The sequence below is a fragment of the Sporosarcina sp. Y1011 genome, assembly GCF_057669885.1.
Genome location: NZ_JBYHFP010000015.1, coordinates 55,960 through 82,908, shown reverse-complemented (window position 1 = coordinate 82,908; position 26,949 = coordinate 55,960). Strand labels below are relative to the sequence as shown.

Sequence of the window (26,949 nt, the reverse complement as noted above, 5' to 3'; positions counted from 1 at the left end):
TCAACTAGTTCTTACTATAGTATAGAACTTTTTCAGTGGCCCCATAATAACCGGACAGTTTCCTGACTTTTTCCGCTGGGTGGTTTGAAGCGAGAGGTTTCCAACCAATCCTCCGACGTGTCCAAGCAACCTCTGAAGATGTCCAATTAACCCTGTTAAGTGTCTAACGAAAGCTCGAAAGTGTCTAACTGATGGGGGAGTGAAAGCTACCCCTTAGCGCATACAAACATGATTTACTTGATCGTTATCATACCTTGTGGTAAATTACCTCCCTGGATCCAATTTTCAATCATTTGATTAAAAAAATTAGGATTCACCAAGGGTATTCCATGGCCTACGTTAGGGATAATGATTCCTGTACAATTTGCATTCGCCAAAACGATGTCCATCGCTGATTTTTTCATCACGGCTTTTTCTTTTACTCCAACCGTAACGACTATATTGCACTGTGCTTTGCTGAAATCTTTGGGTATTGTAAACGACATATTTTCTTCTAGTATTCTAATAAGTGTATCTGCCTTCATTTGAGAACTTTTCTTGTAATAGGTTTCAAAGTGTTTTTCATCAACGTAGAGTGCTTTCGCTTGAAGCTTTGAAAAAGATTTATTTTTCACTAATGGAAAGGTTAGTTTTATAGCCGGCCTAATCATATTTCTAACAAATGCATTCGGTCTTACTAAAGCGCTGTTTATAAATGCATAATTGATTAAATTTGGTTGAATACTTAACATTTGAATCGTTACTTGTGCCCCTAATGAAAATCCAATAACAATTACTTTTTTACCGTTTGCTATTTTTCCTATCAAGTCATTTACTTTTTCTGCACTTAATTGAATTGAAAAGTTTTCTTGTTCTGGTAAATCAATTGTGATGCAATGATAATGACTGAAGTATTGAATTTGTTCATCCCACATCCAACTACTTACGCCACCACCATGTAAAAATACCATTAATGATGCATTCTTATCCCCATACTCTTTGTAATGTAAACCCAACTCATTCACCTCTTTTGCATTTATTTCTCTTATTTTAAGTAGAAACCTTCACAATCTCATCCTCAGTTTACCATAAATATCCAATTTAGACCTCTTTATAGTATCTCTATATTCTGTAAAAGGAATTGTCACTTGCTTAAGAGAAAAGCAGAGAATACAATGTACAAGGTGCTTATATTGTCGTAAATTGCATCTTCAAGCATTTACACTCTCTAATAGGAAGTCATCTATTCATTTCTTTTAAAATAACTGCATTTATCACTAGGATATTGTAGGGGCGAGGCAGGCGAATATTCACAACAGGAAAACCGAAAAGGGAGTCACTTCTAACCAATCGACATAGTCCAGTGAAAATAGCGGTTTTCAAGCCTTTTAACTAAACAAACACCTAACATCAATTCTGAAATAAATGGAAAGGATTAAATCCTAATTTCAACGCATCCTAAGTGATCATCTCAAGCATGAAATCTTAACAAACTTTTACACAAAGTCACTTGTTTTTAATGAAATTTACAAAACCTTTACAAAAAACCTGTTGAAAATTTACACTAGGCGATTATTCTATTATTAGACAAAATACGACATAAAAGTTCCTATTCTATTTCTAGGAGGTCAGAAATGATTAGTTTGAAAAATGTGAAAACGGGGATGTTAATGCTGTCTCTTGTTACTTTACTATCAGCGTGTAACAGCAATGATGAACCTAACGAAGAAGGGTCAAAAGGTAGTGATTCCACAGTTGCTATTTCTGGTTCAACGTCTGTAGGACCGCTTGCTGAAAAGCTTGCCCACGCCTATTCAGAGCAGGATAATACAAATATTGAAATAAACCAAATTGGTTCATCTGCAGGTATTACCAATGCAATCAGTGGTGTGTCTGAAATCGGTATGTCTTCGCGTGATTTAAAGGATGAAGAACGAGCGAGTGGATTGAAAGAAATCGTAATTGCTTATGACGGAATTGTCGTAGTGACGCATCCAACGAATAAAGTAAAAGACCTAACGATGGAGCAAGTAAAGGAGATTTTTACAGGTGAAGTGACGAACTGGAAAGAACTTGGTGGAGATGATTTGGAAATTGTTGTTGTCTCTCGTGAGGATGGTTCAGGGTCGCGTGATGCTTTCCAAGAAATTGTCGATTACAGCTCTGGCGAATTAATAAGAAATTCCATTATCGCAAGTGGTAACGGTAATATTAAAACAACAGTAGGGAACAATAAACATGCAGTGGGCTTTGTTTCATTTGAATATATCGATGATTCCATTTCGACAATCGATATTAATGGCGTAGAAGCAACAGCAGAAAATGTTCTAAAAGGACAATACAGTTTATCGAGACCCTTCTTATTTGTACATAAAGAAGGCGAGTTAACAGAAGCAGGTCAACGATTTATAGATTTCATCTTAAGTGAAGATGGACAACTCATTGCAGCAGAAGCAGGAGCCATTCCTATAAAATAAAGAATGACAAAAACATAATATTTAACGTGATTTTGGAGGAATAAAGTGTGTCTATCCCAACAACTAATAAGCAGTCCGTAGCAATCGGTAAAGCGAATAAAAGGAAGTATATGTTAGAGAAGGTATCATCAAGAATATTCTTGATTTGTGCACTTCTTTCAGTCATCACTTTATTGTTAATCATTGGATTTGTATTTTATAAAGGAGCTCATCCCTTTGTAGCGCAGGGCTATAGCTTTATAGATTTCATCTTTGGTTCTGATTGGATCCCAAGTGAAGACAAATTCGGTATATTTCCAATGATTGTTGCATCCATTTACGCAACAATTGGTGCATTGATACTCGGAGTTCCTATTGGTTTATTTACAGCTATTTTCTTAGCAGAAATTGCTTCTAAACGGGTAGCTAAAATCATTTCACCAGCCATTCAATTGCTAGCGGGTATCCCATCTGTACTATACGGTGTATTCGGACTTGCGATCATTGTTCCGTTTTTACAAGATACATTCGGTTTAGTGAAAGGACAAAGCTTACTCGCAGTTATACTGGTGTTGGCAATCATGATGTTACCGACAATTGTAACTGTAGCAGAGACGGCGATACGTGCTGTCCCTCAAACGTATCGTGAAGGATCATTGGCACTTGGTGTTTCCCATATTGGGACCATTTTTAAAGTCATTGTACCAGCAGCTAAGTCGGGAATTATGACGGCAGTCGTCTTAGGGTTAGGTAGAGCAATCGGAGAAACGATGGCAGTTATATTAGTAGCTGGTAATAGTTTAATCGTCCCTACGAGCTTAACAGACAGTGTTCGACCACTTACGACAAACGTTGCATTGGAAATGGGTTATGCATTCGGCACACATCAGGAAATGTTGTTTGCAACGGGAATCGTTTTATTCTCATTCATATTAATTTTGAATTTTGTATTAGCCAGAATCAGTTCGAAGGGTGGCAACTAAGATGAGACAAACTAAAGATAACTTGTTGCGTGGCCTTTTATGGTTCTCGGCACTCTTATCGGTTGCTGTCCTTGTTATGATTGTTGGATTCATCTTTTATAAAGGATTTCGTTTAATCAGTTTCGATTTCATCTTTGGCGATTATTCACCAACTGGTGGCGGGGGTATTTGGCCAATGATTGTAACCACGATCTACACAATTGTTATTTCATTGCTCATTGCAACACCCATTGGGATATTAGCGGCCGTTTACTTGCAAGAATATGCGAAACAAGGTCGATTGGTAAGAGTCATACGTTTTGCAACAGAAAGTTTGACAGGAATCCCCTCGATTATTTACGGTTTGTTTGGGGCAGTATTCTTTGTAACAACCTTAAAGTTAGGTATGTCGATTATTGCCGCATCATTGACATTAACGATTATTGTTTTGCCTGTCATCATCCGAACAACCGAAGAAGCCTTGAAAACAGTACCGGCTTCGTATCGTGAAGGTTCGTTAGCACTAGGGACAACGAAGCTACAAACCTTATATAAAGTAATTTTACCAAATGCCATGCCGGGGATTTTGTCAGGTATCATCCTTTCTGTAGGTCGAATTGTTGGTGAGTCAGCTGCCATCTTCTTAACTGCAGGAACTGTTGCTGCCATGCCAGAGGGGATCTTTTCATCCGCTCGAACTTTGACGGTTCATTCTTACTTAGTTACTCAAGAATCGGGAGACATTGAACTTGCTGCGGCAGTGGGTATTGTTCTAATTGTTATCATTTTAATCATCAACCTTTCAGCGACTTACATATCAAAGAAATTAAACAAAGGAACCAACAAATAAGGAGTGCTTATCAATGACTACAGCAGTAATGGAACCAGCGATCACACAAAATCAATCAGGAGAGGTATTTGCGCATATGGAGCAAAATATAGGACGTACATCGAAAATTAATGTAACGGATTTGAATTTATTCTATGGTGAGAAACAAGCGCTGTTCGGCGTCGATCTTGCTATTCGTGAAAATGAGGTTACTGCTTTAATTGGACCTTCAGGGTGTGGCAAATCGACTTTTTTACGTACATTAAACCGCATGAATGATTTAATTGATGGTGTGAAAATTACAGGTGAAGTTGTCATTGATCAAGAAAGAATATATAGTTCAAGTGATGTCATCAAATTACGGACAAAAGTGGGAATGGTGTTCCAAAAACCGAATTTATTCCCAATGAGCATTTTTGACAATGTTGCGTATGGTCCAAGAGGGCAAGGCATCACGAATAAAAAAGAATTAAATAAAATTGTAGAAGAGAGTTTACGCGGAGCAGCCATCTGGGATGAGGTAAAAGATCGTCTTAAAACCTCAGCACTGGGTCTGTCTGGTGGTCAGCAACAGCGTGTTTGTATTGCACGTGCCATTGCAATGAAACCAGATGTGATTTTAATGGATGAACCTACTTCTGCACTCGATCCAATTTCTACATTAAAAGTTGAAGAACTCATTACAAAGTTGAAAAAAGAGTTTACAATTGTTATTGTTACTCATAACATGCAACAAGCAGCACGAATCTCGGATAAAACAGCTTTTTTCTTGAACGGAGAAGTTGTTGAGTACGATGATACAGATAATATTTTCTCTACACCTAAGGATCAAAGAACAGAGGATTATGTCACAGGTCGATTCGGATAACAGGGGGTAACTGAGGATTATGCGTGAAAACTTCGAGAAGAATTTAGAGGAATTGAAAAAGAAAATTACCTATATGGGCGAACTATCCATTACTGCCCTAGAAAGATCAATCAAAGCCTTGAAAACACAAGATGTTGAGCTGGCTATTAAAACCATCGAGGGCGATACTGCGATTGATAATATCGAAATGGATATTAACCAGTTTGCCATCTGGATTATGGCTAAAGAAGCACCGATTTCAAGGGATTTGCGTGAAATCATTGGGGTACTTAAAATTTCATCTGAAATTGAACGAGTTGGCGATTTCGCCGTCAATATTGCAAAATCAACCATTAAAATTGGTCAGACAACGTCTTTACTGGACTTAACACAACTAGAGAAGATGAAAGATCTGTCAGTTGAAATGCTAGGAAAAGCACTTCAATCCTTTTTCGATGAAAATATGGTACTTGCAAAAGAAGTTGGAGACTTAGAGGACGAAGTGGATGAATTAAGTGGTGATAACTATAAAAAACTGACTGATTATCTAAGTGAACATCCAGAAGAAACCAATCAGCTTGTCCAATTAATCTTTGTAAATCGTTATCTTGAAAGAACAGCAGACCATATCACAAATATCGCTGAGAGTGCAGCGTATTTGATCAAAGGTCAGATATATGATTTTAACTCGTAACTTTTAGTTAAACAGGGTTGTCTTATGGATCGGGGAATTACCGGTCTGTGGGATGATCCTGTTTTTTTGTTTTGGGGAGGTTTCCAACCAAACCTTCGAAGTGTCCAACCAACTCCCCAAAGCTACCAACTAAAATCCAAAAACTCGTTCATGAAACTAGTTTCAGCCCTATTGCAGCACCTAACACCATTCCTATAAAAACAATTCTTCTCCATTCTTTTGATTCACCGTAGAAAAGCATACCTAAAATGGCTCCACCAGACGCACCAATGCCTGTCCAAATTGCATAAGCTGTACCCATCGGAAGTATTTTCATTGAATAAGCGAGAAATATAAAACTTGCCCCAAACGCTAGAGTTAGATACAGCAGCGATTGCCAATTACGGTCTTTATGCAGCTTATTTATCATTAAAACGCCAAGCATTTCAAATATACCTGCAACAACCAAAGAAACCCACGCCATTAAGATTCAACCCCTTTATTATCGGTATCTTTAGTAACTAACTTCAAACCAACTACTCCACCTAATAAAACCAAAATTAAAAGTACTTTTGCAATTTTAAATGGTTCATCGAAAAATACGATGTCAGAAAAAACTGTTCCGGCCGTACCTAACCCTACAAAAACCGCATAGACAGTTCCAACTGGTAGTTTTTTGCCCGCCATAATCATTAAATAAAAACTAACGATAATGGCAATAACTGTTCCAGTCCAAGTCCAAAAGTCATCTGCGTGTTTTAATCCAATAACCCAAAAAACTTCGAAAAAAGCAGCGATTACTACTTTAACCCAGTTCGTATTCATTGAAATAACACCTCCATTTATCTTTATTCAGCAAATGTTTTTGTACTGAAAGCGAAGCGTCAGCTACAGAAGACTCTCACCTCCATAGGTGGAAGATGAATGCGGTTTTGTTTTCCTGTTCAGCGGGTATCCAAACGCCCGCTGAACAAAGATAAAGCCTCCGGCGGATGTCACAGATTTTGAAAGGAGTCAATCGAGCAAGCTCGATTCAAAATCTGAACGCAATTACGCCGAGGCGTAATTGATATTATTACTCTTAAAAAACAAAAAAGCCTAAGAGACAACTGTAAAAAAACAGTTTCTCCCAGGCTTTTATCCTTCCGTGACACAGCATAGCTGTGAGTTTTCTCTCGGACCAGGCCAACATTGACAGTTGCGGAACCCTAGAAAACATTTAAGGTATTTAATTACCTTGTATTATACACATTTTTTTAAAATAGTCGATAGTAGATTGATAAAAGGATAAGTTATCATGAACGGTGCAAGGTATCCAGAGAGTTCTGACTTGTTTGGGACACCTTTAATCCGCTTGCTATAGACCTGCTCCTTGTTTTTACAAAGTATCTTCTCCCCAATAGTTTCTTTACATTGATTTCCGCAGCAAGCACCCCGATTAACACTAGGACAGCCCCTACATACCCTTTATTTGTAAGGATTTCCCCTACGAAAAGATAAGCAAAGAATGCTGCAAATACGGGCTCTAATGAAAAGATCAGACCTGTACGTGTGGGTGTTGTATGTTTTTGGGCTACAGTTTGGCCAATAAATCCAACTGCACTACACAAAATGCTTAATGCTAAAATTGCACTCCATGATTCCATGTTGCTTGGAAGTTGTGGTTTTTCGAATAACAGTGAAAAGAGAAGGCCCCATGCACCTGCGAACCCAAGCTGTATGACCCCAATGGAGATGGCATCCGCATTTTTTGTTACACTCCCTGTCACGATTATGTGAAGGGCGTAAAACAACGCGCCTAAGATACACAAGAAATCTCCAGCATTGATGGTAAATGCCTGGTTTAACGTTAATAGACCGATTCCTGTAATCGAGATACACAAGCTGACCATCACTCTTTTTTCAGGTTTCTTTCGAGAAAAGAGTGCTAGTAACAAAGGAACAAAGATAACCGCAAGACTAAATAAGAATCCGGCATTTGAAACTGAAGTCGTTTTTAATCCGATTACTACTACGGAAGTGCATAAGAATAACAGCGATCCGAGTAAAAATCCATGCTTGATTGTTTTAGCATCAATTTTAAGAAGGCGTCGATAAAATACAAGTGCAGCTACAAGAAAAGCAATTCCAAAACGCAATGCAATTAAGTTAAATTCTTGAATCGAATCGAGGCCCATCTTCATAAATAAATAGGATGCCCCCCAGAACATTGTCACCATGACCATCATCAAGTCCGCTTTTACTTGTGTACCCTTACTTATTGAATTATCCATCTAACGACCTCCTGTTCCATTTATTGTTTAAATTCAACGATCGTTATTGATTAGTTTTTAGTATACATGTAGTATTTAGATAATAAAAATGAATGTTTTTAAGGCGTTAGTTGAAAAAAATTCACGTGAAAGGATTGAGGAAGTTGTCACTTATCAAGTTTGAAATATTTAGCACAGTTGTAGAATCAGGGAGTCTCAAACAAGCGGCAGAGATTCTTGGTTTAACGCAATCCGCCGTGAGTCATGCAATTGCTAGTCTTGAATTCGAATGGGGATTTATCATCTTGATCAGAGGACGTGCAGGGATCAAGTTGACTAGTAATGGAGAACTCGTATTAAAGCATATCCACGAAATATTAAATAGAAATGAACAAATGATGCAAGAAATCGCCAGCATTAAGGGTCTTGACATTGGTACCGTACGCATTGGAACTTTTTCGAGTGTTTCCATTCAATGGCTACCAGAAATCCTGAAAAGTTTTAATGCAGATTTCCCTGCTATCGATATTAAGTTATTAGAGGGGGGTTACGATACGCTTGAGCATTGGATCGCAACGGGTACGGTTGATTTTGGCTTTGTTTCGTTACCGACTTCGAAGTCATTTGATGTGATTTTCTTGAAAAAAGACCGCATGCTGTGCATTCTTTCTGACGAGCATCGCCTTGCAAACCAGCAGGAGATAAGTGTTGCAGACATTAAAGATGAGATGCTGATTATGTCGAAGAAAGGGAGCGATAATGATTTGATGCGAATTTATCATGAAAACAAGGTAACCCCTAATATTAAATTTGAACTTGCGGATGATCAAGCGATTATTTCAATGGTTCAAAATGGGTTGGGAATTAGTATTCTTCCAGAAATGGTTTTGTACCGCGTTCCGGATAACGTTCGTATTCTGAGCTTAGAAGGAGAACATTATCGCTCTATCGGTATCGCAGCCCCATCCTTCAAAACCATTTCTCCGGCCGCTCAAAAATTTATTGAGTATATGAAAGTATGGCTGAACAACTCCGACCGCTAAAGCGAAGTAGTGGGGTTCTAGATACTCATTAAAGGTTCCAACAAAACTCTTCAAAGTGTTTAACAAAAACCTGACGCTGTCCAACAACGTTACATAAAGTAGGAAATCACGCTATGATAGTTATGGATCCGAAGATTGCTATGTCGAGGAGTGAGAAGATGAAGAAGTATGGTTTTCTTTTTGTCGTTATGGCTAGCTTAATGCTCGTCGGCTGTGCATCGAAAGAAGCGAAGCAGTTCATTGAGGCAGATAACTTTAAGCAAGAAGTTGAGCAAATCATTTTGGATAAAGGGGAAAGGGAATACGACCTTGAACTGGATCCGAATATGAAAAAGGCCAAGTTTGCTTTAAATCATGGAATTCCGACCGTCAATGAAAAACGGGTGCTCATTCCTGTGAAGACGAAAAATCAACCAATCTTCACGTTTAATGCGGAAGCGGAAATACATAGAAAAGATGACGGAACGATGGAACTCATAGACGTCGATATTGAAGGCAATGGTGCAAACGGTTTAGGTATGCTTGGTGAATTTCTGTTAACAAACCTTTTTCAGGAGGCTTATGAACAGGAATTAGAAAGACTTGAAAACTTTGATAAGATTGTGAAAGTTGAAGTGGATGATGTAAGGGTTCAGGCAAAAAGATCATTATTCATTGAGAGTAAAGAAGAAGAGCGCAAACTGGCATTTTCTTTGTCCGAAGATTACAAGTTAGGGAAATTTGAAGATGTAAATAATATAGAAGAAATGTTGGATAAACATATGGTAGATGAAGAGATTTCGCCCAAAGTCCCACTGTATCTTCCTGAAATCAATCTAGAACTGTTGAAACCAGCTGAAGAAAACATAGTAATGCAAGAAAAGTTCAACCAATTCATTGCCCATATTAAGGATTATAAAGACCTTCCAGCAGCGATTTACTATGTATATTATTCTCCAGAATCGGAAGAAGAGGAAAGATTAAATGAATTAATAATCGTGGAATTAGATAACTAATTAAGGAGAATTGAAGGCAAATTCTATGATGATATAAAGAATGGGTTTCTTAACTTATGTGTTTAGAAAGTGGGAAGTTTACCTGCTTTCTTTTTTTATGGATTAGTTTTGGTACCTCACTAAAGTGTCCAACGAACTCGTCCAGCCACCCCTGCAAACCCTCCAACAAAAGCGAACTCCCAACCTCTTTTACCCGTCCACTCATCCATCCGCATTCATAATCGCCCACCCCCTGACATAAATAATACTGTATCTAACAGAATTAACATGTGGATACAGGAGGTAGGAAATACTATGAGAGAAAACCATGGAGGGGAATCAATCTCTCCCACGCAACTAAACAGAAAGATATTAAATTCACAGACTGTAGGTGAAAGAGGTCCTGTACTGGAGCAGGACAGTATTTTGCATGAAACATTGGAGGACTTTGTCCATACAAAAATTATAGAAAGACCCGTTCATGTGAAAGGCTTTGGTGCTTTCGGATATTTTCAGACAGTGTATTCCATGGCGAATTACACAAAACTTAGCTTTTTACAAAATCCCGGGCAGCAAGTCCCGGTTACGGTGAGGTTTTCGTTTGCCGTAAGCACGAAAGGTACGCCGGATACCTCGCGAAATGTGCGTGGGTTTTCTACTAAATTTTATACAGAAGAGGGTATTTTTGATCTGGTCTTCAACCACATCCCTGTATTTTTGGTACGAGATGCCATACGCTTTCCAGACTCCATTAAGGCTTTTCTACCCTCGCCGGTAAATAACTTGATGAATCCCGAACGATTCTGGGGCTTCGTAGCTACAGCGCCAGAAGCGACCCATTTCGTTGTTCGGCTGTACTCTGATGCAGGCACAGTAAAAAGCTTTCGCCACATGCCGGGTCACAGTGTGAACACCTACGTTTGGAGGAATGAGCAAGGCGTTCGCAGTTATGTTAAATACCACTGGATTCCTGAGGCGGGGGAGCAGTATATAGATGCTCAAGAAGCGGCCAGGTGGAACTGTGAGAATCCGGATATTGCAGGTAAGGACTTACATGACACAATCGCTTCAGGAAAGCCCGTTGTCTATGGGCTTTATGTGCAGCTCATGAATCCACAAGACGCAACCACTCTACCCTTTGATCCATTGGATGATACGAAAATTTGGGATGAACAGCAGTATCCGTTGATCCCGGTTGGCCGCCTGATGTTGAATCAAAATCCGGATAACTATATGGAACAAGTGGAGAAAGTGGCATTTTCACCGTCGAATCTTTTGGATGGGGTCGAATTATCTGATGATAAAATGCTGCAAGGGCGCGCCAATATTTACTCGGATTCTCAGCGACGGCGGCTCGGACCCGACTTCCGCAAAATCCCCATCAATCATCAGAGTGACTGGACGCCTGCAACACAAGTAACAAGTGGAAATGGAAGATATGTGGAAGGTCATCTCGTGCGATCCGATTTGCCAAAACAAGATGATTTTACGCAGGCCGGGCAATATTATAGCGCGCTTCCCCCTGTGCAGCAAGAGCACCTAATAACGAATCTTTCTGCTGATCTCGCCGGCATATCCCCTGGAACGCTACGCATCGTTTTGACGTATCTGCACAATGCGTCACCGGAATTGGGAGAACGGGTTGTGAAGGCAATTGAAAAGCAGGAAAAAGGTTAATGCTAGGCACATATGCGCAAATCTACTCAGAAAGTTCAACACAATTTCATTCGATTGGAATCAAGACCAGACAAATTGCTGTCTGGTCTTTCATTTGCAGGACTTTAAAAAGAAAGCACTAAAAACGATTCTGGCAATTTTGCTGATATAATAAAATATCGCTATTGTTTTTACAATTAAGTAGGGAGCGGTTTCATGAAACATAAAAAAGTTTTATACATAGCACTTGGTATCGTTGTACTTGGCTTAAGTGCCTATCTCATTTTCCATCAATTAAGTAAAGGTAATGTAACAATCGAAGAAAAGACCGCTAATCCAAAAGGTGGAGGCGGGGAAGATTTTCAAACAGTCATTGAAATTGACGAAGTAAGAAAAGAACCAATTGAAGAGGAATTCCCAAGCTCGATGGATGAATTTGATGCGCAAGATGCGATTCATGGCATGTCACATCAAAAAGTGCAAGCAGCTGATAAATGGGGCTTCATTCCTTTAACCCAAGACCGTGTGAATCGCTTGATAGAAGTCGTTGACGAAAACAAATTAAACTATGAGCATGCAGACACATTTTTGCGGATCCTTACGCGCTGGTCAAACAATGATTTCTCACAGGCAGATGACGATCATAACGCTATTTGGGAACTTCAAGAAGGGACTGTGGGACGAGCAACAGGAATCTTGAGTGCACAGGAAGAAAGGAAATTCATTAAAAAACATTTTAAAGTTGAAGTCAAAGAAGTAACCCCTGAATAAAAACTGGGGTTATTTTTTTTGTGTTTATCTACGGAAACCAAGAAACCAATTTCCTGTTTAAGACTCATCCATTGTCAAAGAAAACCATATCTTCTCGTTTGATCTGACGGTAATTACGTAGCATTCACTTTGACCGAAGTGAACCAAAAAGGGTCAGTGAAAACGACAGCGCACTATGTTTTTTCATTTTTACATACCTAACTACCGCCAATAAAACCCCCGAACTTCACGGTTATTTCTTTCATATAACTCCATTTAAGGGTTTTATTTATAGTCACGTTAACAAACTATTTACATTTGCAACACATTTGCTTAATGTTTGTTTGATAAATTATTGATGTAAACAAAAACGAAACGGAAAAAATAAATGTATCTAGGAGGCACCATGGCTAAATTATTAATTCGTAATTTATCAAAAGAATATAGTGGCGGTGTAAAAGCGGTCAATGACTTTAATTTATCCATAGATGACGAGGAGTTTATTGTATTTGTTGGGCCATCAGGCTGTGGGAAATCTACAACATTGAGAATGATTGCTGGATTAGAAAGCATTAGTGAAGGTGAAATACTCATCGATGATAAGGTCGTAAATCGTCTTCATCCAAAAGATAGAGACATTGCAATGGTTTTTCAAAACTATGCGTTGTATCCACATATGACTGTATATGAAAATATGGCTTTTTCTTTGAAATTAAGAAAGACACCCAAAAAAGAAATAAAAGAACGTGTGCATAAAGCAGCAAAAATCTTAGACATTGAATCTTTGTTAGGTAGAAAACCAGCGGCATTATCAGGTGGTCAAAGACAACGTGTAGCCCTTGGAAGAGCAATTGTACGTGATGCTAAAGTGTTTTTGATGGACGAACCCCTTTCTAATCTCGACGCAAAATTAAGAACACAAATGCGTGCAGAAATTACAAAGCTACATAAAGAGTTGAAAACAACAACCGTCTACGTTACCCATGATCAAACGGAAGCCATGACCATGGCAACTCGAATTGTCATATTAAAAGATGGTGTCATTCAACAAGTCGGAACACCTAGAGAAATCTATGCAAAACCGAACAATATTTTTGTTGGCAGTTTCATAGGTGCCCCTGCGATGAATTTTATTGAGGGGACATTAATAGACAATGGATTGGATGTAGCAGGAACAATCATTCCGCTTCCAATCGATCAAATTAAAACTTTAGATGCAAGAGGATATGTAAATAAAAGCATTGTCATCGGTGTTAGACCTGAACATATTAAAATTTGCGATGAAGAAAGTGTAAACGACACGAGATATAATTTTACAACGAATGTCGAGTTAGCTGAGCTAACGGGATCCGAGACCATTTTACACGTGACTTTGAATGAACAAGAGTTGGTTGCGAAAGTAGATATGATTGAACCATTTGATGCTGACCAAGCAGTTGAAATGGTATTTGATTTTGACCATATACACTTTTTCGATAAAGATTCGACGGAACGAATTGAATTAAATTCGATAGGGATGAACGCAGATGAAACAGTTGTCGCTATTTAAAAAAACATTAGGAACCTATCAGATTATAGTTACCCCAGATGCACATCAATCCCATATTTTAGTAAGGGTAGAAGTGCCAAAGTCGACGCAAGAACTCGTTATTCAATACTCGTATTCACCAAGCGAGGAAAAGGAAGAATCGACTATCGATCAATTGTTTTCACAGTTTCAACAAGAAAATAATATGGCATCTTCAGATAGAGCGCATATTCAATCCGTGAGAAACCTGATCACCATTTCAGCCAGTTCAAGTCAAGGGTATGAAGGAAGTTGCCACCGGTTTGAGCCTGCAAGTACGATTATCATTAACAACACAGCTTCTTCACCAGGTATGAGAACAGGAAGAATTGAACCCGGATTTTGGGATATATCTTTTAACTTACATGCGCTAGTCACGCCAAAGACCACAATTACTTGTACAATCCATGCCTTACATGAAGATGAACTAAGCGTTCAATTACCTTTGGAAATAGAAAAAATTAAAAAAAAGCCCTTACAGAGAGAACGAAACAAAACAGCGCATTCTACCTATCAAAAAGTTGAGTTGCATTCACACACACAACATAGTGACGCAATCCATACGACAACAGAATTAGTTAACGAAGCCATTAAGCAAAAAATCGAATGGCTAGCGATAACAGATCATAATACGTTAAGCGCATTTGATGAACTATCAATTAAAAGTCATTCAATCCAATTGATTAAAGGAATCGAAATGACGACATTACATGGTCACTTCTTAACATTAGGTTATCAACATCAAAAGCCGATAGATTGGACCTCAATTGATCGATTTACTATTAATGAAAAACTAAAGGTTATGAAAGAACAAGGTTTAGTCATTGGGATCGCTCATCCTTTCGATGTAGGCAGTCCGTATTGTACAGGCTGTAGATGGCAATATGTATTGGAAAGTGTTGAATATATAGACTTTATCGAAGTATGGAATTCAGAAGATCCCCACGATTCGTTGTCAAATGCAGATGCCGTTGCAAAATGGACGCAGTTGTTAAATGACGGTATTGAAATGGCTGCCACGTGCGGAAGGGATTGGCATCACTCTCATACAACCAAAAAACCTGCCTATTTGTATGTGGAGGCAGAGAAAAATGCAACTGAAGATGAAATATTACGTGCAGTTAAACTCGGCAGAAGTTATATGACGCTTTCACCGAAAATCGAATTTGTTATTAACAATGAATGGACAATCGGAGACAGGATTATTATAGATGATTTGCCAGCATTGGAAATGCGCATTCGACTGATCAACGCAGAAAATGTGAATGTCGTTAAAATAGAATCAAATTTGGGAGAGTTATATGAAAGTGATCAGTTAGATATGAATTTTTCGCTTAATCTAAAAGGAATAAATGAGCTGAAGTGGTTAAGAGTATCTGCATTTGACCATGATCTCAATCGGATTTTATTAACGAATCCCGTTTACTTTACTGATAATCCAAAAAACGAATAGGAAGGAGGACTTACTACATGGTGGTCACAACCGGGAAATATATGGGGAATTCATCTCCGTTGAGGAAGAAGAAAAAGAAAGTCAAGCCAATGAAGCTCAACTATGAAAATGTATGGCAGCATCGGGCGCAATATTTAATGCTTTTACCTTGTATCCTATTCTTCATCATATTTTCTTACTTACCAATGGCTGGTATGGTCCTGGCATTTAAGGAGTTTCGATTTGATACAGGCATTTTTGGTGGTGCTTGGGTTGGACTAGAATATTTTAGACGGTTTTTCCAAGATCCTCAAAGTTGGACGTTTATAAAAAATACACTCATCATCAGCTCGATGAAATTAATCCTAGCATTACCATTTCCAATCATTTTAGCACTGATGTTTAAAGAAATAAAAAGCGATAAAATCAGGGGGATTTTTCAAAGCATTACTTACTTGCCTCACTTTCTATCGTGGGTAGTCGTTGTGGGAATACTTCAGAGTATTTTAGCACCAAATACAGGGTTGTTTAATCAGGCACTGTCCTTTTTCGGCGGCGATGGAAGCAAGTTTTACCTAATGGAAGAGGATAGTTTCCACTCAATAATGTTTTGGAGTTACGTTTGGAAGGACATCGGTTGGAATTCGATTATCTACTTTGCAGCGATTGCTGGTATTAACCCCGCTCTATACGAGGCGGCAGCAATTGATGGAGCGAATCGGTGGAGGCAAATCTGGCATATTACACTAACAGGGATAAGGCCAACAATCTTAATCTTGTTTATTCTCTCGTTAGGAAATATTCTATCTGCTGGGTTTGATCAAATCTACTTGTTGAAAACGCCTGGAAATACAGAGGTTTCAGAAATCATTGACACGTATGTAATACGTACTGGACTTCAAAGCGGTCAATTTGGCTATGCGACAGCAATAGGAATGATGCAAGGTGTTATTGGGTTGATCGTCGTACTCGCCGTCAATCGTTTTGCAAGTAAGAAGTTTAATACATCATTATGGTAAATGAAAATCACAAGGAGGAATTCACAATGAAGAAGTTATCACATCGATTATTCATACTGTTATTGGCGGGTGTTCTATTGCTCACTGCTTGTTCAAATGATACAGACGACAGCGCGGGACGCGAAAAGCCTGAGGGTGCACCAGATACATGGATTGCTGACCGAACAATAAAAGGATTAGTGTTTCAGGGCGCAGGAGATACATCTGCAGAAATAAACCCGGAAATCGCTGCAGAATTAAAGAAGAAAACAGGAATTACTTTAGAATTACAAGGGATTACTGGAAGCTCGACGGATGCATTAACTTCAGGGTTGGCCGCGGGTGATTTACCAGATTTTATCGCCTATTATCTAGATCATAGTGGACGACCTGAAATGCAAGTATTGTTAAAGGCTGGTCGTGAGGGCATGTTCCATAATTTAACGCCTATGCTGCAAAAGTCGACAATTTACAGTAAGTATTTTGAAGAAGGTTACTTACCGAAAGACACAAGAGACAATATTATGTTTAGGGATGAGTTTGATAAAGATAGCTATTTTGTCCATATGTCAATACCACGTGAGGAAGGTACAGTAACTCGTAAGTATGTTGGAGGACCGTATATTTTAAAAGATATTGTTGATGAATTAGGCATTAATCCAGCAGAAATAGACACAACTGAAAAGCTCCGTGAATTAGCGGAACAGATAAAAGAAGGAAATTTCGAAGACAATAATGGAAAACCAATAACACCGATTGGTCCAACCGCATGGGGTGGACAAGACAGAGACTTTATTTTCAATGACCTAGTGTGGACTGGTGCAACAGGTGAGAAGTTCTTAAAAGATAAAGTTGGGAAAATAAAGCATGAATCACAAACAACTTACGGACAAGAACGAGTCGAATTTATTAGAGGATTATTAAACGAGGGGCTACTTCATCCAGAGTTCTTCACGATGGAAGAAAACAGAGCAAAAGAAGGAATTGTAAACAAATCGTTCGGAATTGTTTCTGATATGCATAATTACGTTGTACAAAATAATGACATGAAATATGTTCCACTTGGACCTATAGATACAGTTGAAGGTGATTATAAAATGCAATTATCCTACAAATCGGGGTATGCCGGATGGTCAGTTCCTGCAACAACGAAACACCCGGAGGATATAGTGAAGTTAGCCGACTTTTTAGCAAGTCGTGAAGGGAAATTATTAAGTCAATATGGAATTGAAGGTAGAGATTATACGTTAAATGAGGATGGAAATCCGATTGTTAATGAAGAAGTTTTAGCGTTAAAAGAAAATGATCCAGCTGAAGCAGCGAAGCTTGGTTTTAGAGGCGCTGGCTCCTATTGGGCAGAGCATCTTGGCTATACGGATATCGATAATATGGCGGATTTCGGTGAATATGAATATGGCGAAAGTGTAGCCAATGACAATCAACAAGTTTCTCAAAAAATAATTGAGCTATGGAATTATGATGAAAAGTTCGCAAATGCCAGTGTAATTGATGGGTCAACTTCTAAATCATTTATCTTTGAATTTAACAATGGTGACAATTTAAATATCGCTTTAGATACGTACAATGAAAACTTGTTGCGCGCTTATTATAGTAAAACGGATGAAGAAGCGAAAGAAATCCTACAACAATCAAAAGAGTTACTTGAAAAAGCTGGTTTAGAAGAGTATATAGAACTCATTGAGGAAAAGGAAAAATCAGGAACGACAATTAAGTTTTAAAATTAAATAGCTTGTTTTCTTTAGTAAAGAGAGCAAGCTCCTTTTAAAGGAGGGGTTGGCATGTCAGATGGGCATAGTAAGTCATGGCGTTTCTTTAAAATATTAAATATTGTAATTGTGGTTCTACTTTGTTTAACAATCATTCTCCCTTTTTTGAATATATTAGCCCTCTCATTTAATGATGGAACGGATGCCCAGCGTGGCGGTATTAGTTTTTTTCCTCGAGATTTTAGCTTTGAAAACTATGTAGAGGTATTTAAGGAATCAGCCATACTGAGTGCATTTGGTATAAGTTTGTTTAGAACGGTCGTAGGAACGGTTATTAGTGTGTTTTTAACTGCAATGGCAGCTTATGCGCTTAAAACAAAGACCTTACCGGGAAGAAAGTTCATTACATTTTTCGTCTTTTTCACGATGCTATTCAGTGGTGGGATTGTACCGTATTACTTGGTTTTAACGGAGCTACAATTAACAAACACGATCTGGGTATATATTATTCCAAGCCTTTATAGTGTGTGGAATATTTTAATCATGAGAACGTTTTTCTATCAAATTCCAGACAGTATTGAGGAAGCAGCTAGAATCGATGGTTGCACTGAGTTTCAAATATTCTTGAAAATTATTCTTCCGATGAGTAAACCTGTGATCGCAACGATTGGTCTATTTACTGCTGTTGGTCATTGGAATGATTGGTTCTCGGGGTCCTTCTATGTTAGAAACCCTGACCTAAAACCACTTGCAACCCTGCTTCAAGAAATGTTAACGAGTCAACAAGCATTAGCCGATAGCTTGTTGAGAAACTCTGGTGCCTATGCAGCTTTAGAGAATATAACGGTAACAGGTGATTCATTGAAGATGGCAACGATTATCATTGTTGTTGCACCCATCGTCATGGTTTATCCGTTTATCCAAAAGTATTTCGTGAAAGGTGTAAATATTGGTTCAGTTAAAGAATAGGAGGGTGAATGATGAAACTTACTGTGGGAGAAGAAGGGAAGTTCACGATTTTGCAATTTACGGATCTACATGTGGGTTCAATGCCATTTCATGAACATGATGAACTTACGTTTAATCATTTAAAAGAAATGACGGAGAAAGCCAATCCGGATCTAATTGTCATCACTGGAGATTTAATATGGTCTGAAGGCGTACCAGGTCCTGAAAAAAGTTTTGATGCATTGGTAGACGTTTTAAATGCATTAAATAAACCAATAGCGATTACATACGGTAATCATGATGCTGAAGAAGGCATTACACGTACGCAGTTACGAAAGATGGAAGAAAGAATTGAACAATTGGTTGAGAAAAAGCATTTGCATGTTGTTGAGGATAGAGCTTCATATTGTGTTGAAATTAAAACCAATGAGGGTGAAGTTTCACATGTGCTCTACTTAGTAGATAGTGGCGCAATTGATCCGTTAAAGATTGGTACATATGAGTTTGTTCATCCTGATCAAGTGACTTGGTTTAACAAAGTTTCCGAGTTGTATAAGAATAGTGAGAACGAAGTGAAGCAAGATCTATTATTTTTACATATTCCACTTCCGGAATATAAAGATGCATTCATGAATGGCCAAGTAAGTGGTCAGAGATTTGAGAGTATCTCTTCACCTATGGTCAATACGGGATTATTTACCTCATTATTACTAAATGGACATATAGCAGGTGTATTTTGTGGCCATGATCATGACAACGACTTTGTGGCCGATTACCATGGCATTCAATTAGGCTACGGTAGAATTAGTGGCTTTCAGTGTTATGGAGAGCTAGTGCGTGGTGCGCGTGTAATCGAAATGAATCACGATCAATTATTTCAGACCCACCTCATTGAAACGAACAACTATAGAAATTATAAGTAAATGAAAAACTTCAAAGAAATTCCTAAATTTAAATATCTTTTCATTCCTTTGTTGGTAGAGCAATTTTTTCAACTTTTACTAGGTAACATGGATGTGTTAATGCTTAGCCAGTACTCAGATAATAGTGTTGCTTCCGTTGGGCTAGCTAACCAATTAATCGTTGTCACAACAATGATATATGGATTTATAAATATCGGAACAACGATTCAGCTAACCCAACTTTCAAGTACGGATCAAAAGGTAAAAAGCGCAAAAATATTCACACATGCAATTTATTTAAATGTCATTTTCACCATCATTATGATGACTGTACTACTCGTTTTCAACGAAACTTTACTTAAAATCATTCAAACACCAGAAAACTTGATGGCCGAAGCATCGATTTACTTAAAAACAATCGCATACGGACTCATTTTTCATTCCATTATGGGCTTGATGGGAAGTGTTTTTAGAAGTTATTCGATGGTTAAGTTTGTGATGTCTGTGACAATATTCATTAATGTATTAAATATTATTTTTAACTATATAGTACTGTTTACACCCATAACCATTTTCGGCGAAGGCGTTTTTGGTGTTGCAGTTTCGACCAACATAAGCCGAATGATTGGTATGATTATCCTATGTATCTATTTTGTGAAGTATAAGCAACTTCTTTTTGGCTTTATAAATTGGAAAAGAATTGAATTGAAAGTGATGAAAAAAGTACTTGTGCTTGGCATCCCTTCGGCTGGAGAACATGTTTCTTACAACTTATCGCAAGTGATCATCACTGGTTTTGTCGCAAGTTTGGGTGCTGCTACGATAACAGCGAAGATTTATACGCAAACAATTACTTCGATGGTATTTGCATGTTCAATGGCAATCTCACAAGCAGCACAAATCATAACGGGTAAGCTGATTGGCAGCAATATGAAGGATATTGCTTATCACTTTTCTGTGAAGATATTAATGAAGAGTATCATCGCGACCACTACTTTAACAGCTGTGATTGCATTGTTATCTTCATCTATTATTACCTTATTCACAACGAATGAAGAAATCATTCAACTGACGATTCCGCTATTCTTTCTAAGTGTTTTATTAGAACCTGCTAGAACAGCAAATGTGATCCTTGTTTCAACTTTGAATGTAGCTGGGGATGTGAAGTACCCTGTATTAATCAGTATTATTGTCGTATGGGGGTTTGTCATTCCGATGAGCTTTATTGTCGGTGTTTGGTTGGGGTACGGGTTAATAGGAATTTGGATTGTATTTATAGTAGATGAATGGATCCGAGCTTTATTGTTATTTTTACGCTGGAAAAAAGGCCATTGGAAAACCTTGAATATACTGGTGGATTGACAAAATTGTATAGATTAGAGGCGCTGTAAGGGAGGATGTAATGATGAATAAAGACGAACGATACCGGTTTATTTTAAGTCAATTGGAAAAGTACGACAAAATAATGGTTGCCGATATTGCGAAGAGTCAAAATGTCACCCCCGAAACGATAAGAAGAGATTTGGCAGATCTTGAGATGAATTCACAATTGACGCGTATTCATGGTGGGGCGGTTCCTTTTATACCTACTCAAAAAGAGATGGTCTATGAAAGTAAAATGACATTAAATTATGAGAACAAGTTAAAAATCGCCAAAAAGGCTGCGGAGCTCATTCAGCATGGAGATACGATAGCAGTAGATGTAGGTACGACAACGGTTCATATTGCCGATATGATTGAAGATATACAATCATTAACGATTGTAACGAACTCTTTAAGTGCAGCTATGCGATTTAATTTAGCGATTGAAGAAAAACGTATTTCAGGACAAGTGATTATGCTACCTGGAATTACGCATCCTGAACAATCATCTGTAAAAGGCACATACACCGTTGAATTTCTAAAAAGATTTAATTTTAACAAGGCATTTATATCTTGTGGTGGGGTAACCAAAGACGCTGTCTATGACTTTGATATGGATGAATCACTTATTTCAGAAGTGATGATTCAACAAAGCCAAGAAGCCGTTTTACTTACGGATTCATCCAAGTTAAATAAAAAATCGGTGTTTGAAGTAAGTCCGATTTCCAAACTAACCAAAATCATTTGTGATCAAGACAAACCGTTAGACTGGCTTGAAAGTGGATATGAGTGGATATCCGTTAATGACCCAGTTTTGCAAAAGGAGGATGAAGCGGATGAAAGTAGATTATCATATACACCTTGAAGAAGGACCTTACTCGTTATCGTTTGTTGAAAAAAGTTTGAAAGCAATGGACCATTTTGAACCGAGTCAAAAAGATAAGCATACGAAAGAATGGTTGGTCGAATCGAGTGATAGGATGAGCAAACGTTTGGATGAAAGTGAATACTCTACCTGGTGGTTGGACTTTTATTTGCAAGAAGCTTTAAATAAAGGGATTAAAGAAGTGGGTATTGTTGATCATTTATACAGGTTTAAGGAAACAAGAGATTACTTCACGAGATACATAGATGTGCGTTCGGATGAAATAGGTAAGCAACAAGCAGATTGGTTAGATAAAGTGATGGTAAGGAGCTTACAGGATTTCGTCTCGTTCATAACAATCGCCAAAAAAGAGTGGAAGTCAAAAGGCGTGGCGTTGAAGTTAGGAATCGAAGCAGACTATTTTGTTGGTGGAGAAGATGAATTAAAATCTATCTTAAGTGACTTTGACTTCGATTATGTCATTGGGTCTGTACATTTTTACGATGGATGGGGATTTGATAACCCTGCGCTCCAAGATAGATTTAAGCTATATGATGTAAATGAGCTTTACAAAAATCATTTTGAAACAGTCAAAAAAGCTGCGGTGAGCGGGATCTTTGATTTCATCGCGCATTTAGATAATATAAAAGTTTTTAATCACAGACCTCCTGAAACGAGTTTGGTCGATGTGTATAAAGACGTAGCAAAAGTGTTAGTTGAAAATGATGTAGCAACAGAAGTCAATGCAGGATTATATTACCGCTATCCTGTTAAAGAATTATGTCCAAGTCCTAAGTTTTTGGATATCTTAGTAGCGGAAGGGGTAAAGTTCACTACGTCATCTGACTCGCACTACCCGAATGATGTAGGTATTTACGCAGATCAAATAAAAAGGATGTTAATGGACAAAGGGGTTAACGAGGTAGTGACTTTTACGGATAGAAAAAGAGTCATGAAACCTTTTAACTTGGATCATATCGCTGTTCCATATTAACTAGGTATTTCATTAAAAATGCATAATCATTAACAAAAAAACCAGACAAATTGGAAAGTGTCTGGTTTTTTTAGTGTCAGGTACGCTGTGAGCGAAACTAATCAGAGAATACAATGCAATTGCATAGTATAAAAGAGGAAGACAAACACAAACACGTATTTGGTATATATTTGATTTTTTAATTAGAACTTCAAAATATCATAATTTAACAATGTCTATAGTGACTTTCACTAAATACGATTCTAATTTTGAACTTTACATATATTCAAACAAACTGTAATATCAATCATTGGGGACTACGAAGGGAGGGAATGAATATATTTTTGGAAAGCAGTTACATAGTTTGCGAATGACGCAACGAGATGAAACGAATTTTTACGTTTTAACAACTTAGAGTGAGGGGTGCGTGTCGTTTGAATAACAAGAAAAAAGATGTGAAACAGGAAAGCGCTATGGAGCGATTGGGGATTTCACTAGCGAATTGGAGTGAAAAGTGGTTCCCGGATGCGTATATTTTTGCGGTGATTGCAGTCGTTTTAATTGCAATTGTTGCCTTACTTATGGGACGGACTCCCGTTGAAATTGGAGTCGATTTTGGTACTCACTATTGGGACTTAATACCTTTTACAATGCAAATGGCCTTTATTATTATTACTGGATACGTCGTAGCTTCTTCTAAACCTGTTCATACACTAATTGCAAAACTTGCTGAAATTCCTAATTCACCGAAGAAAGCAGTCGCTTTTGTAGCGTTCTTTTCTATGTTTACATCTCTCATAAGCTGGGGATTTAGCTTGGTGTTTAGTGGAATTCTTATTAAAGAAATTAGCAGACGCGTCGATGGTGTCGATTATCGTGCGATGGGCGCGGCAGGATTCCTTGGGCTTGGAAGTGTTTGGGCATTAGGACTTTCTTCTTCAGCCGCATTGTTAATGGCAACGAAAGCTTCAATTCCGCCAGCTTTGTATGAAATCAGTGGTACGATTTCGATGTCGCAAACAATTTTCACTTGGCAAAACTTAGTCATGATCGTTGTTCTAATCACTTTATCAGTGTGGATTGCTTATGTGTCTGCCCCTGGTAAAGACAAAGCGAAGACTGCCGAAATGGCTGGTATTGATTATAAGAGAATTGGTGCCCTTGATAAGGAAAAAAAGAAGGCTGAAAGGCCGGGAGAATGGCTAGAATACAGCCCAATCTTAACGCTTTTATTGGTCGGTATCGGCTCGATTTATATTATAAATGTGATTGCGCAAACAGGACCGATCGCTGCTCTTAATCTCAACAATTACAACTTTATGTTATTAATGTTAGGATTGCTTTTGCACTGGACACCAAGAAATTTCTTGAATTCAGTTGCCAATTCAGTACCCGCCATTGGTGGTGTGCTCATTCAGTTTCCTCTCTATGCAGGAATTTTCGGAATCTTAATGAACTCCGGACTGAATGATGTGGCAGTGAAGTTCTTTCTATCGATTTCGACTGAAAATACGTTTCCGCTTATTGCCGGGATATATTCAGCCGTTTTAGGATTGTTTCTCCCTTCAGGCGGTGGAAAGTGGATTGTGGAAGCGCCGTACTTGCTCGCAGCCGCAAAAGAATTAAATGTGAGCATGGCCTGGATTGTACAAGTATACAATGCTTCGGAGGCCCTTCCTAACATGATAAATCCATTCTTTATGTTGCCTTTGTTGGGTGTTTTGGGTGTCAAAGCAAAAGACCTTGCCGGATATTCCATTTTACAATTGATATTCCACGCACCTGTGGTCCTATTCTTAGTATGGATTTTGGCAAAAACAATGCCTTATATAGCTCCTATTTTTGAATAAGTTTACTAGATTTTTAACCCTGTGGAACTCTAGTAGGAGGCATTTAGATATTCCAGAGTGACGGTTGTTTGGTTGTGAGACAAATCGGAATTGTATTAGAACCAGGCACCTTAAATTCATAAACAAAAACCAGACAAATTGGCGAATGTCTGGTTTTTTTGTTTATGATTTTTCAAGTACATGTATCCTTCATTAATCTGCGTCTTAGAAACTTGTTATTGATAAATGAAAATATCCGTGATCTGGTAGGACCCGTATTCATCAACAATGATTGTATAGTCTTTCTCACGCTCGTAGTAGATGAGTTCTCCTGTTGCTGTGGTAAAGTCGAATTGTTCAAGTGTCGATACATAAGCTATTTCGTGGAGGATCTCAATCCCGGTGACTGTATTGTTTGTGAAGTTAAATGTCATCCCTTGACCCGCAATCTCTGCTACATAGTCTTCCAGTTCGCGATACGCCGCACTACCGGGCAACACCATGTCTTGAATCCAGTAAAAGTCTTCATCTTGCAAGGCCATTGCATAATTGTCACGAAACGCGAGGATGAAACTTTCCAATTCACTTTCATCGAAATAGACTGTGGGGGTGACAGGGACTTCTTCATCCACGACTTCCTCTTCGACATACTCTTCGACATACTCCTCATAATTGTTTTCCGCTTCCGTCGTGGCACTAACATCGGCGTACTCATCATAGAAACCAAATACCCCGGCAACTTGTTGATGCGTCATAGGGGATTTAGCCCAGGAATCCAGAAGGTCGACCATGCTGTACATGGGTATCGAGAAAGCGAAATTGTTTTTATTTGTATAAAGAAGTGAATTAATGCCAATTACTTTTCCGGATTTTGCATCCAACAGCGGACCGCCACTGCTTCCTTGATCAATTTGTGCATCCACTTGATAGACATTGTCGTAGCTGAATTCAAAATCAATTGTTCGATTAATGCCTGTCAAATAGCCGACAGAAGCGGAGTTTTCCAATCCTTGGGGGCTGCCGAGTGCAATCACTTCGGTTCCAATCGCGGATTCTTCCATTTCGACAGAGAGCGGTTCTGCGTTTACATAGTCCGCAACCTGTATCAATGCAACGTCATAAAGATTTGATATGCCGATGACTTGCCCGGGTGTATCCTTGCCGCTCGAATCTCGGACAATCACCTCCGTGTAACCGACGACAACATGCGCATTCGTTACGACCAATCCGCCTTTTTTATATAGAAAACCGGATCCGAGTCCCTCTTGCGTGAAAATCGTAAAGACCTTTGGCAACGACTCTTTAATAACTGCCGTTTTTTCTTTTTCAAGACTTTGTACACGTTCCACTTTCTTAACAACAGGCTGCACAACCTGTTCCACTTCTTTTGGTTTTTCCACAGCCACGCTCTGAACCATTTCGCTGGGCTTCTTGTCGTTTAACACTTGAACAAGCACATATCCGACTCCTGCCAATAAGAAAACAGTAAAGACGATGCCTATCCACAACCACTTTTTTCCGGATTTCTTCATAGAAGTACCGCAACTGCCACAAAACAGTGAAGTCGCTTCGTTTTTACCCCCACACTTCTGACAAAACATGGCCATACCTCCAGTAGTTTACTACTATTAGTATCGCCCTATTCGACTTGAATTGAAAGAGTGTTTTGAATTAAATGTATCCATGAACGGAAATTAGATATAGGGGTCCAGCTATTCGCTTAGTTAAATTCAAGTACTTGCACCAACAAACTTAAATGCTGCTTTCGAGAATTTATTTCTATGGAAATAGGTGGTTTAAAAACAGGTATATCAGCATAAGGTTCGTTGACTTAATCTGAGAAGGACGGTAGCTTTATGTAAGAGTCTTAGAGTTTACTAAACTACTTTTAAATTTTACATATACCAATGAATGGCTCAAATGGT

Annotated in this window: 24 protein-coding genes and 1 riboswitch; of the genes, 19 read left to right on the top strand and 5 right to left on the bottom strand. The window is 38.4% G+C overall.

Annotated elements, in window-relative coordinates; genetic code table 11:
• Window positions 1-233: 233 nt before the first annotated feature.
• Window positions 234-995, bottom strand: a complete 762-nt coding sequence (locus tag AC25Y5_RS14730; protein ID WP_488140947.1) for an alpha/beta fold hydrolase — start codon at window positions 993-995, stop codon at window positions 234-236.
• A 618-nt stretch (window positions 996-1,613) separates the two neighbouring features.
• Between AC25Y5_RS14730 and AC25Y5_RS14725 the strand changes: the two genes are divergently transcribed.
• The 5 genes from AC25Y5_RS14725 (at window position 1,614) to phoU (ending at window position 5,767) form a co-directional block, all read left to right on the top strand.
• Window positions 1,614-2,456 (top strand): phosphate ABC transporter substrate-binding protein, encoded by an 843-nt coding sequence (locus AC25Y5_RS14725; protein WP_488140946.1) that lies wholly within the window; start codon window positions 1,614-1,616, stop codon window positions 2,454-2,456.
• A 47-nt stretch (window positions 2,457-2,503) separates the two neighbouring features.
• Window positions 2,504-3,418 (top strand): phosphate ABC transporter permease subunit PstC, encoded by a 915-nt coding sequence (pstC, locus tag AC25Y5_RS14720; RefSeq protein ID WP_488140945.1) that lies wholly within the window; start codon window positions 2,504-2,506, stop codon window positions 3,416-3,418.
• Window position 3,419: 1 nt separating this feature from the next.
• Complete coding sequence (gene pstA, locus AC25Y5_RS14715; protein ID WP_488140944.1) at window positions 3,420-4,247, top strand: phosphate ABC transporter permease PstA; 828 nt, start codon at window positions 3,420-3,422, stop codon at window positions 4,245-4,247.
• Between the two features lie 76 nt (window positions 4,248-4,323).
• A complete protein-coding gene (gene pstB / locus AC25Y5_RS14710; RefSeq protein WP_488140953.1) occupies window positions 4,324-5,094 on the top strand; it encodes a phosphate ABC transporter ATP-binding protein PstB in 771 nt (256 codons plus the stop codon).
• Between the two features lie 19 nt (window positions 5,095-5,113).
• The gene (gene phoU / locus AC25Y5_RS14705) at window positions 5,114-5,767 is read left to right on the top strand and encodes a phosphate signaling complex protein PhoU (protein WP_488140943.1); all 654 of its coding nucleotides are present in this window, start codon (window positions 5,114-5,116) and stop codon (window positions 5,765-5,767) included.
• Window positions 5,768-5,915: 148 nt separating this feature from the next.
• Here the strand turns inward: phoU and AC25Y5_RS14700 are convergent, their stop codons facing one another.
• From AC25Y5_RS14700 to AC25Y5_RS14690, 3 genes are all read right to left on the bottom strand, one after another.
• Window positions 5,916-6,230, bottom strand: a complete 315-nt coding sequence (locus tag AC25Y5_RS14700) for a DMT family transporter (RefSeq protein ID WP_488140942.1) — start codon at window positions 6,228-6,230, stop codon at window positions 5,916-5,918.
• On the bottom strand, window positions 6,230-6,571 hold the full coding sequence (locus tag AC25Y5_RS14695; protein ID WP_488140941.1) for a DMT family transporter: 342 nt from the start codon (window positions 6,569-6,571) through the stop codon (window positions 6,230-6,232). Before AC25Y5_RS14695 ends, AC25Y5_RS14700 begins: the two co-directional genes overlap by 1 nt.
• Window positions 6,572-6,870: 299 nt before the next feature.
• Window positions 6,871-6,969, bottom strand: a riboswitch (guanidine-I (ykkC/yxkD leader).
• A gap of 72 nt (window positions 6,970-7,041) precedes the next feature.
• Complete coding sequence (locus tag AC25Y5_RS14690; protein WP_488140940.1) at window positions 7,042-8,019, bottom strand: DMT family transporter; 978 nt, start codon at window positions 8,017-8,019, stop codon at window positions 7,042-7,044.
• Window positions 8,020-8,162: 143 nt separating this feature from the next.
• On the opposite strand from AC25Y5_RS14690, the gene AC25Y5_RS14685 reads away from it, so the two are divergent.
• The 14 genes from AC25Y5_RS14685 to AC25Y5_RS14620 all read left to right on the top strand — a co-directional run bounded on the left by AC25Y5_RS14685 (window position 8,163) and on the right by AC25Y5_RS14620 (window position 25,045).
• Window positions 8,163-9,041: a LysR family transcriptional regulator gene (locus AC25Y5_RS14685; RefSeq protein ID WP_488140939.1), complete on the top strand. Its 879-nt coding sequence runs from the start codon at window positions 8,163-8,165 to the stop codon at window positions 9,039-9,041.
• A gap of 158 nt (window positions 9,042-9,199) precedes the next feature.
• Entirely contained in the window at window positions 9,200-10,036 is an 837-nt protein-coding gene (locus AC25Y5_RS14680; RefSeq protein ID WP_488140938.1) for a hypothetical protein, read from the top strand.
• A 294-nt stretch (window positions 10,037-10,330) separates the two neighbouring features.
• Window positions 10,331-11,692 carry a catalase gene (locus tag AC25Y5_RS14675; protein WP_488140937.1) on the top strand — a complete coding sequence of 454 codons (1,362 nt, stop codon included), beginning with the start codon at window positions 10,331-10,333 and terminating at the stop codon, window positions 11,690-11,692.
• Window positions 11,693-11,887: 195 nt separating this feature from the next.
• Window positions 11,888-12,442 carry a DUF6241 domain-containing protein gene (locus AC25Y5_RS14670; protein WP_488140936.1) on the top strand — a complete coding sequence of 185 codons (555 nt, stop codon included), beginning with the start codon at window positions 11,888-11,890 and terminating at the stop codon, window positions 12,440-12,442.
• Window positions 12,443-12,827: 385 nt separating this feature from the next.
• Entirely contained in the window at window positions 12,828-13,970 is a 1,143-nt protein-coding gene (locus AC25Y5_RS14665) for an ABC transporter ATP-binding protein (protein WP_488140935.1), read from the top strand.
• Window positions 13,948-15,441: a CehA/McbA family metallohydrolase gene (locus AC25Y5_RS14660; protein ID WP_488140934.1), complete on the top strand. Its 1,494-nt coding sequence runs from the start codon at window positions 13,948-13,950 to the stop codon at window positions 15,439-15,441. Before AC25Y5_RS14665 ends, AC25Y5_RS14660 begins: the two co-directional genes overlap by 23 nt.
• A gap of 89 nt (window positions 15,442-15,530) precedes the next feature.
• On the top strand, window positions 15,531-16,439 hold the full coding sequence (locus AC25Y5_RS14655; protein ID WP_488140952.1) for an ABC transporter permease: 909 nt from the start codon (window positions 15,531-15,533) through the stop codon (window positions 16,437-16,439).
• A gap of 26 nt (window positions 16,440-16,465) precedes the next feature.
• The gene (locus AC25Y5_RS14650; protein WP_488140933.1) at window positions 16,466-18,157 is read left to right on the top strand and encodes an extracellular solute-binding protein; all 1,692 of its coding nucleotides are present in this window, start codon (window positions 16,466-16,468) and stop codon (window positions 18,155-18,157) included.
• A gap of 60 nt (window positions 18,158-18,217) precedes the next feature.
• A complete protein-coding gene (locus AC25Y5_RS14645; protein WP_488140932.1) occupies window positions 18,218-19,114 on the top strand; it encodes a carbohydrate ABC transporter permease in 897 nt (298 codons plus the stop codon).
• An 11-nt stretch (window positions 19,115-19,125) separates the two neighbouring features.
• Window positions 19,126-20,016: a metallophosphoesterase family protein gene (locus tag AC25Y5_RS14640; RefSeq protein ID WP_488140931.1), complete on the top strand. Its 891-nt coding sequence runs from the start codon at window positions 19,126-19,128 to the stop codon at window positions 20,014-20,016.
• Window positions 20,017-21,357 (top strand): MATE family efflux transporter, encoded by a 1,341-nt coding sequence (locus AC25Y5_RS14635; protein ID WP_488140930.1) that lies wholly within the window; start codon window positions 20,017-20,019, stop codon window positions 21,355-21,357.
• 43 nt (window positions 21,358-21,400) lie between these two features.
• On the top strand, window positions 21,401-22,222 hold the full coding sequence (locus AC25Y5_RS14630; protein ID WP_488140929.1) for a DeoR/GlpR family DNA-binding transcription regulator: 822 nt from the start codon (window positions 21,401-21,403) through the stop codon (window positions 22,220-22,222).
• Entirely contained in the window at window positions 22,194-23,216 is a 1,023-nt protein-coding gene (locus AC25Y5_RS14625) for a histidinol phosphate phosphatase domain-containing protein (protein ID WP_488140928.1), read from the top strand. The genes AC25Y5_RS14630 and AC25Y5_RS14625 overlap by 29 nt, the downstream gene beginning before the upstream one ends.
• 413 nt (window positions 23,217-23,629) lie before the next feature.
• Entirely contained in the window at window positions 23,630-25,045 is a 1,416-nt protein-coding gene (locus tag AC25Y5_RS14620; protein WP_488140927.1) for a short-chain fatty acid transporter, read from the top strand.
• A gap of 215 nt (window positions 25,046-25,260) precedes the next feature.
• Here the strand turns inward: AC25Y5_RS14620 and AC25Y5_RS14615 are convergent, their stop codons facing one another.
• Window positions 25,261-26,625 (bottom strand): trypsin-like peptidase domain-containing protein, encoded by a 1,365-nt coding sequence (locus AC25Y5_RS14615; RefSeq protein WP_488140926.1) that lies wholly within the window; start codon window positions 26,623-26,625, stop codon window positions 25,261-25,263.
• Window positions 26,626-26,949: the final 324 nt, after the last annotated feature.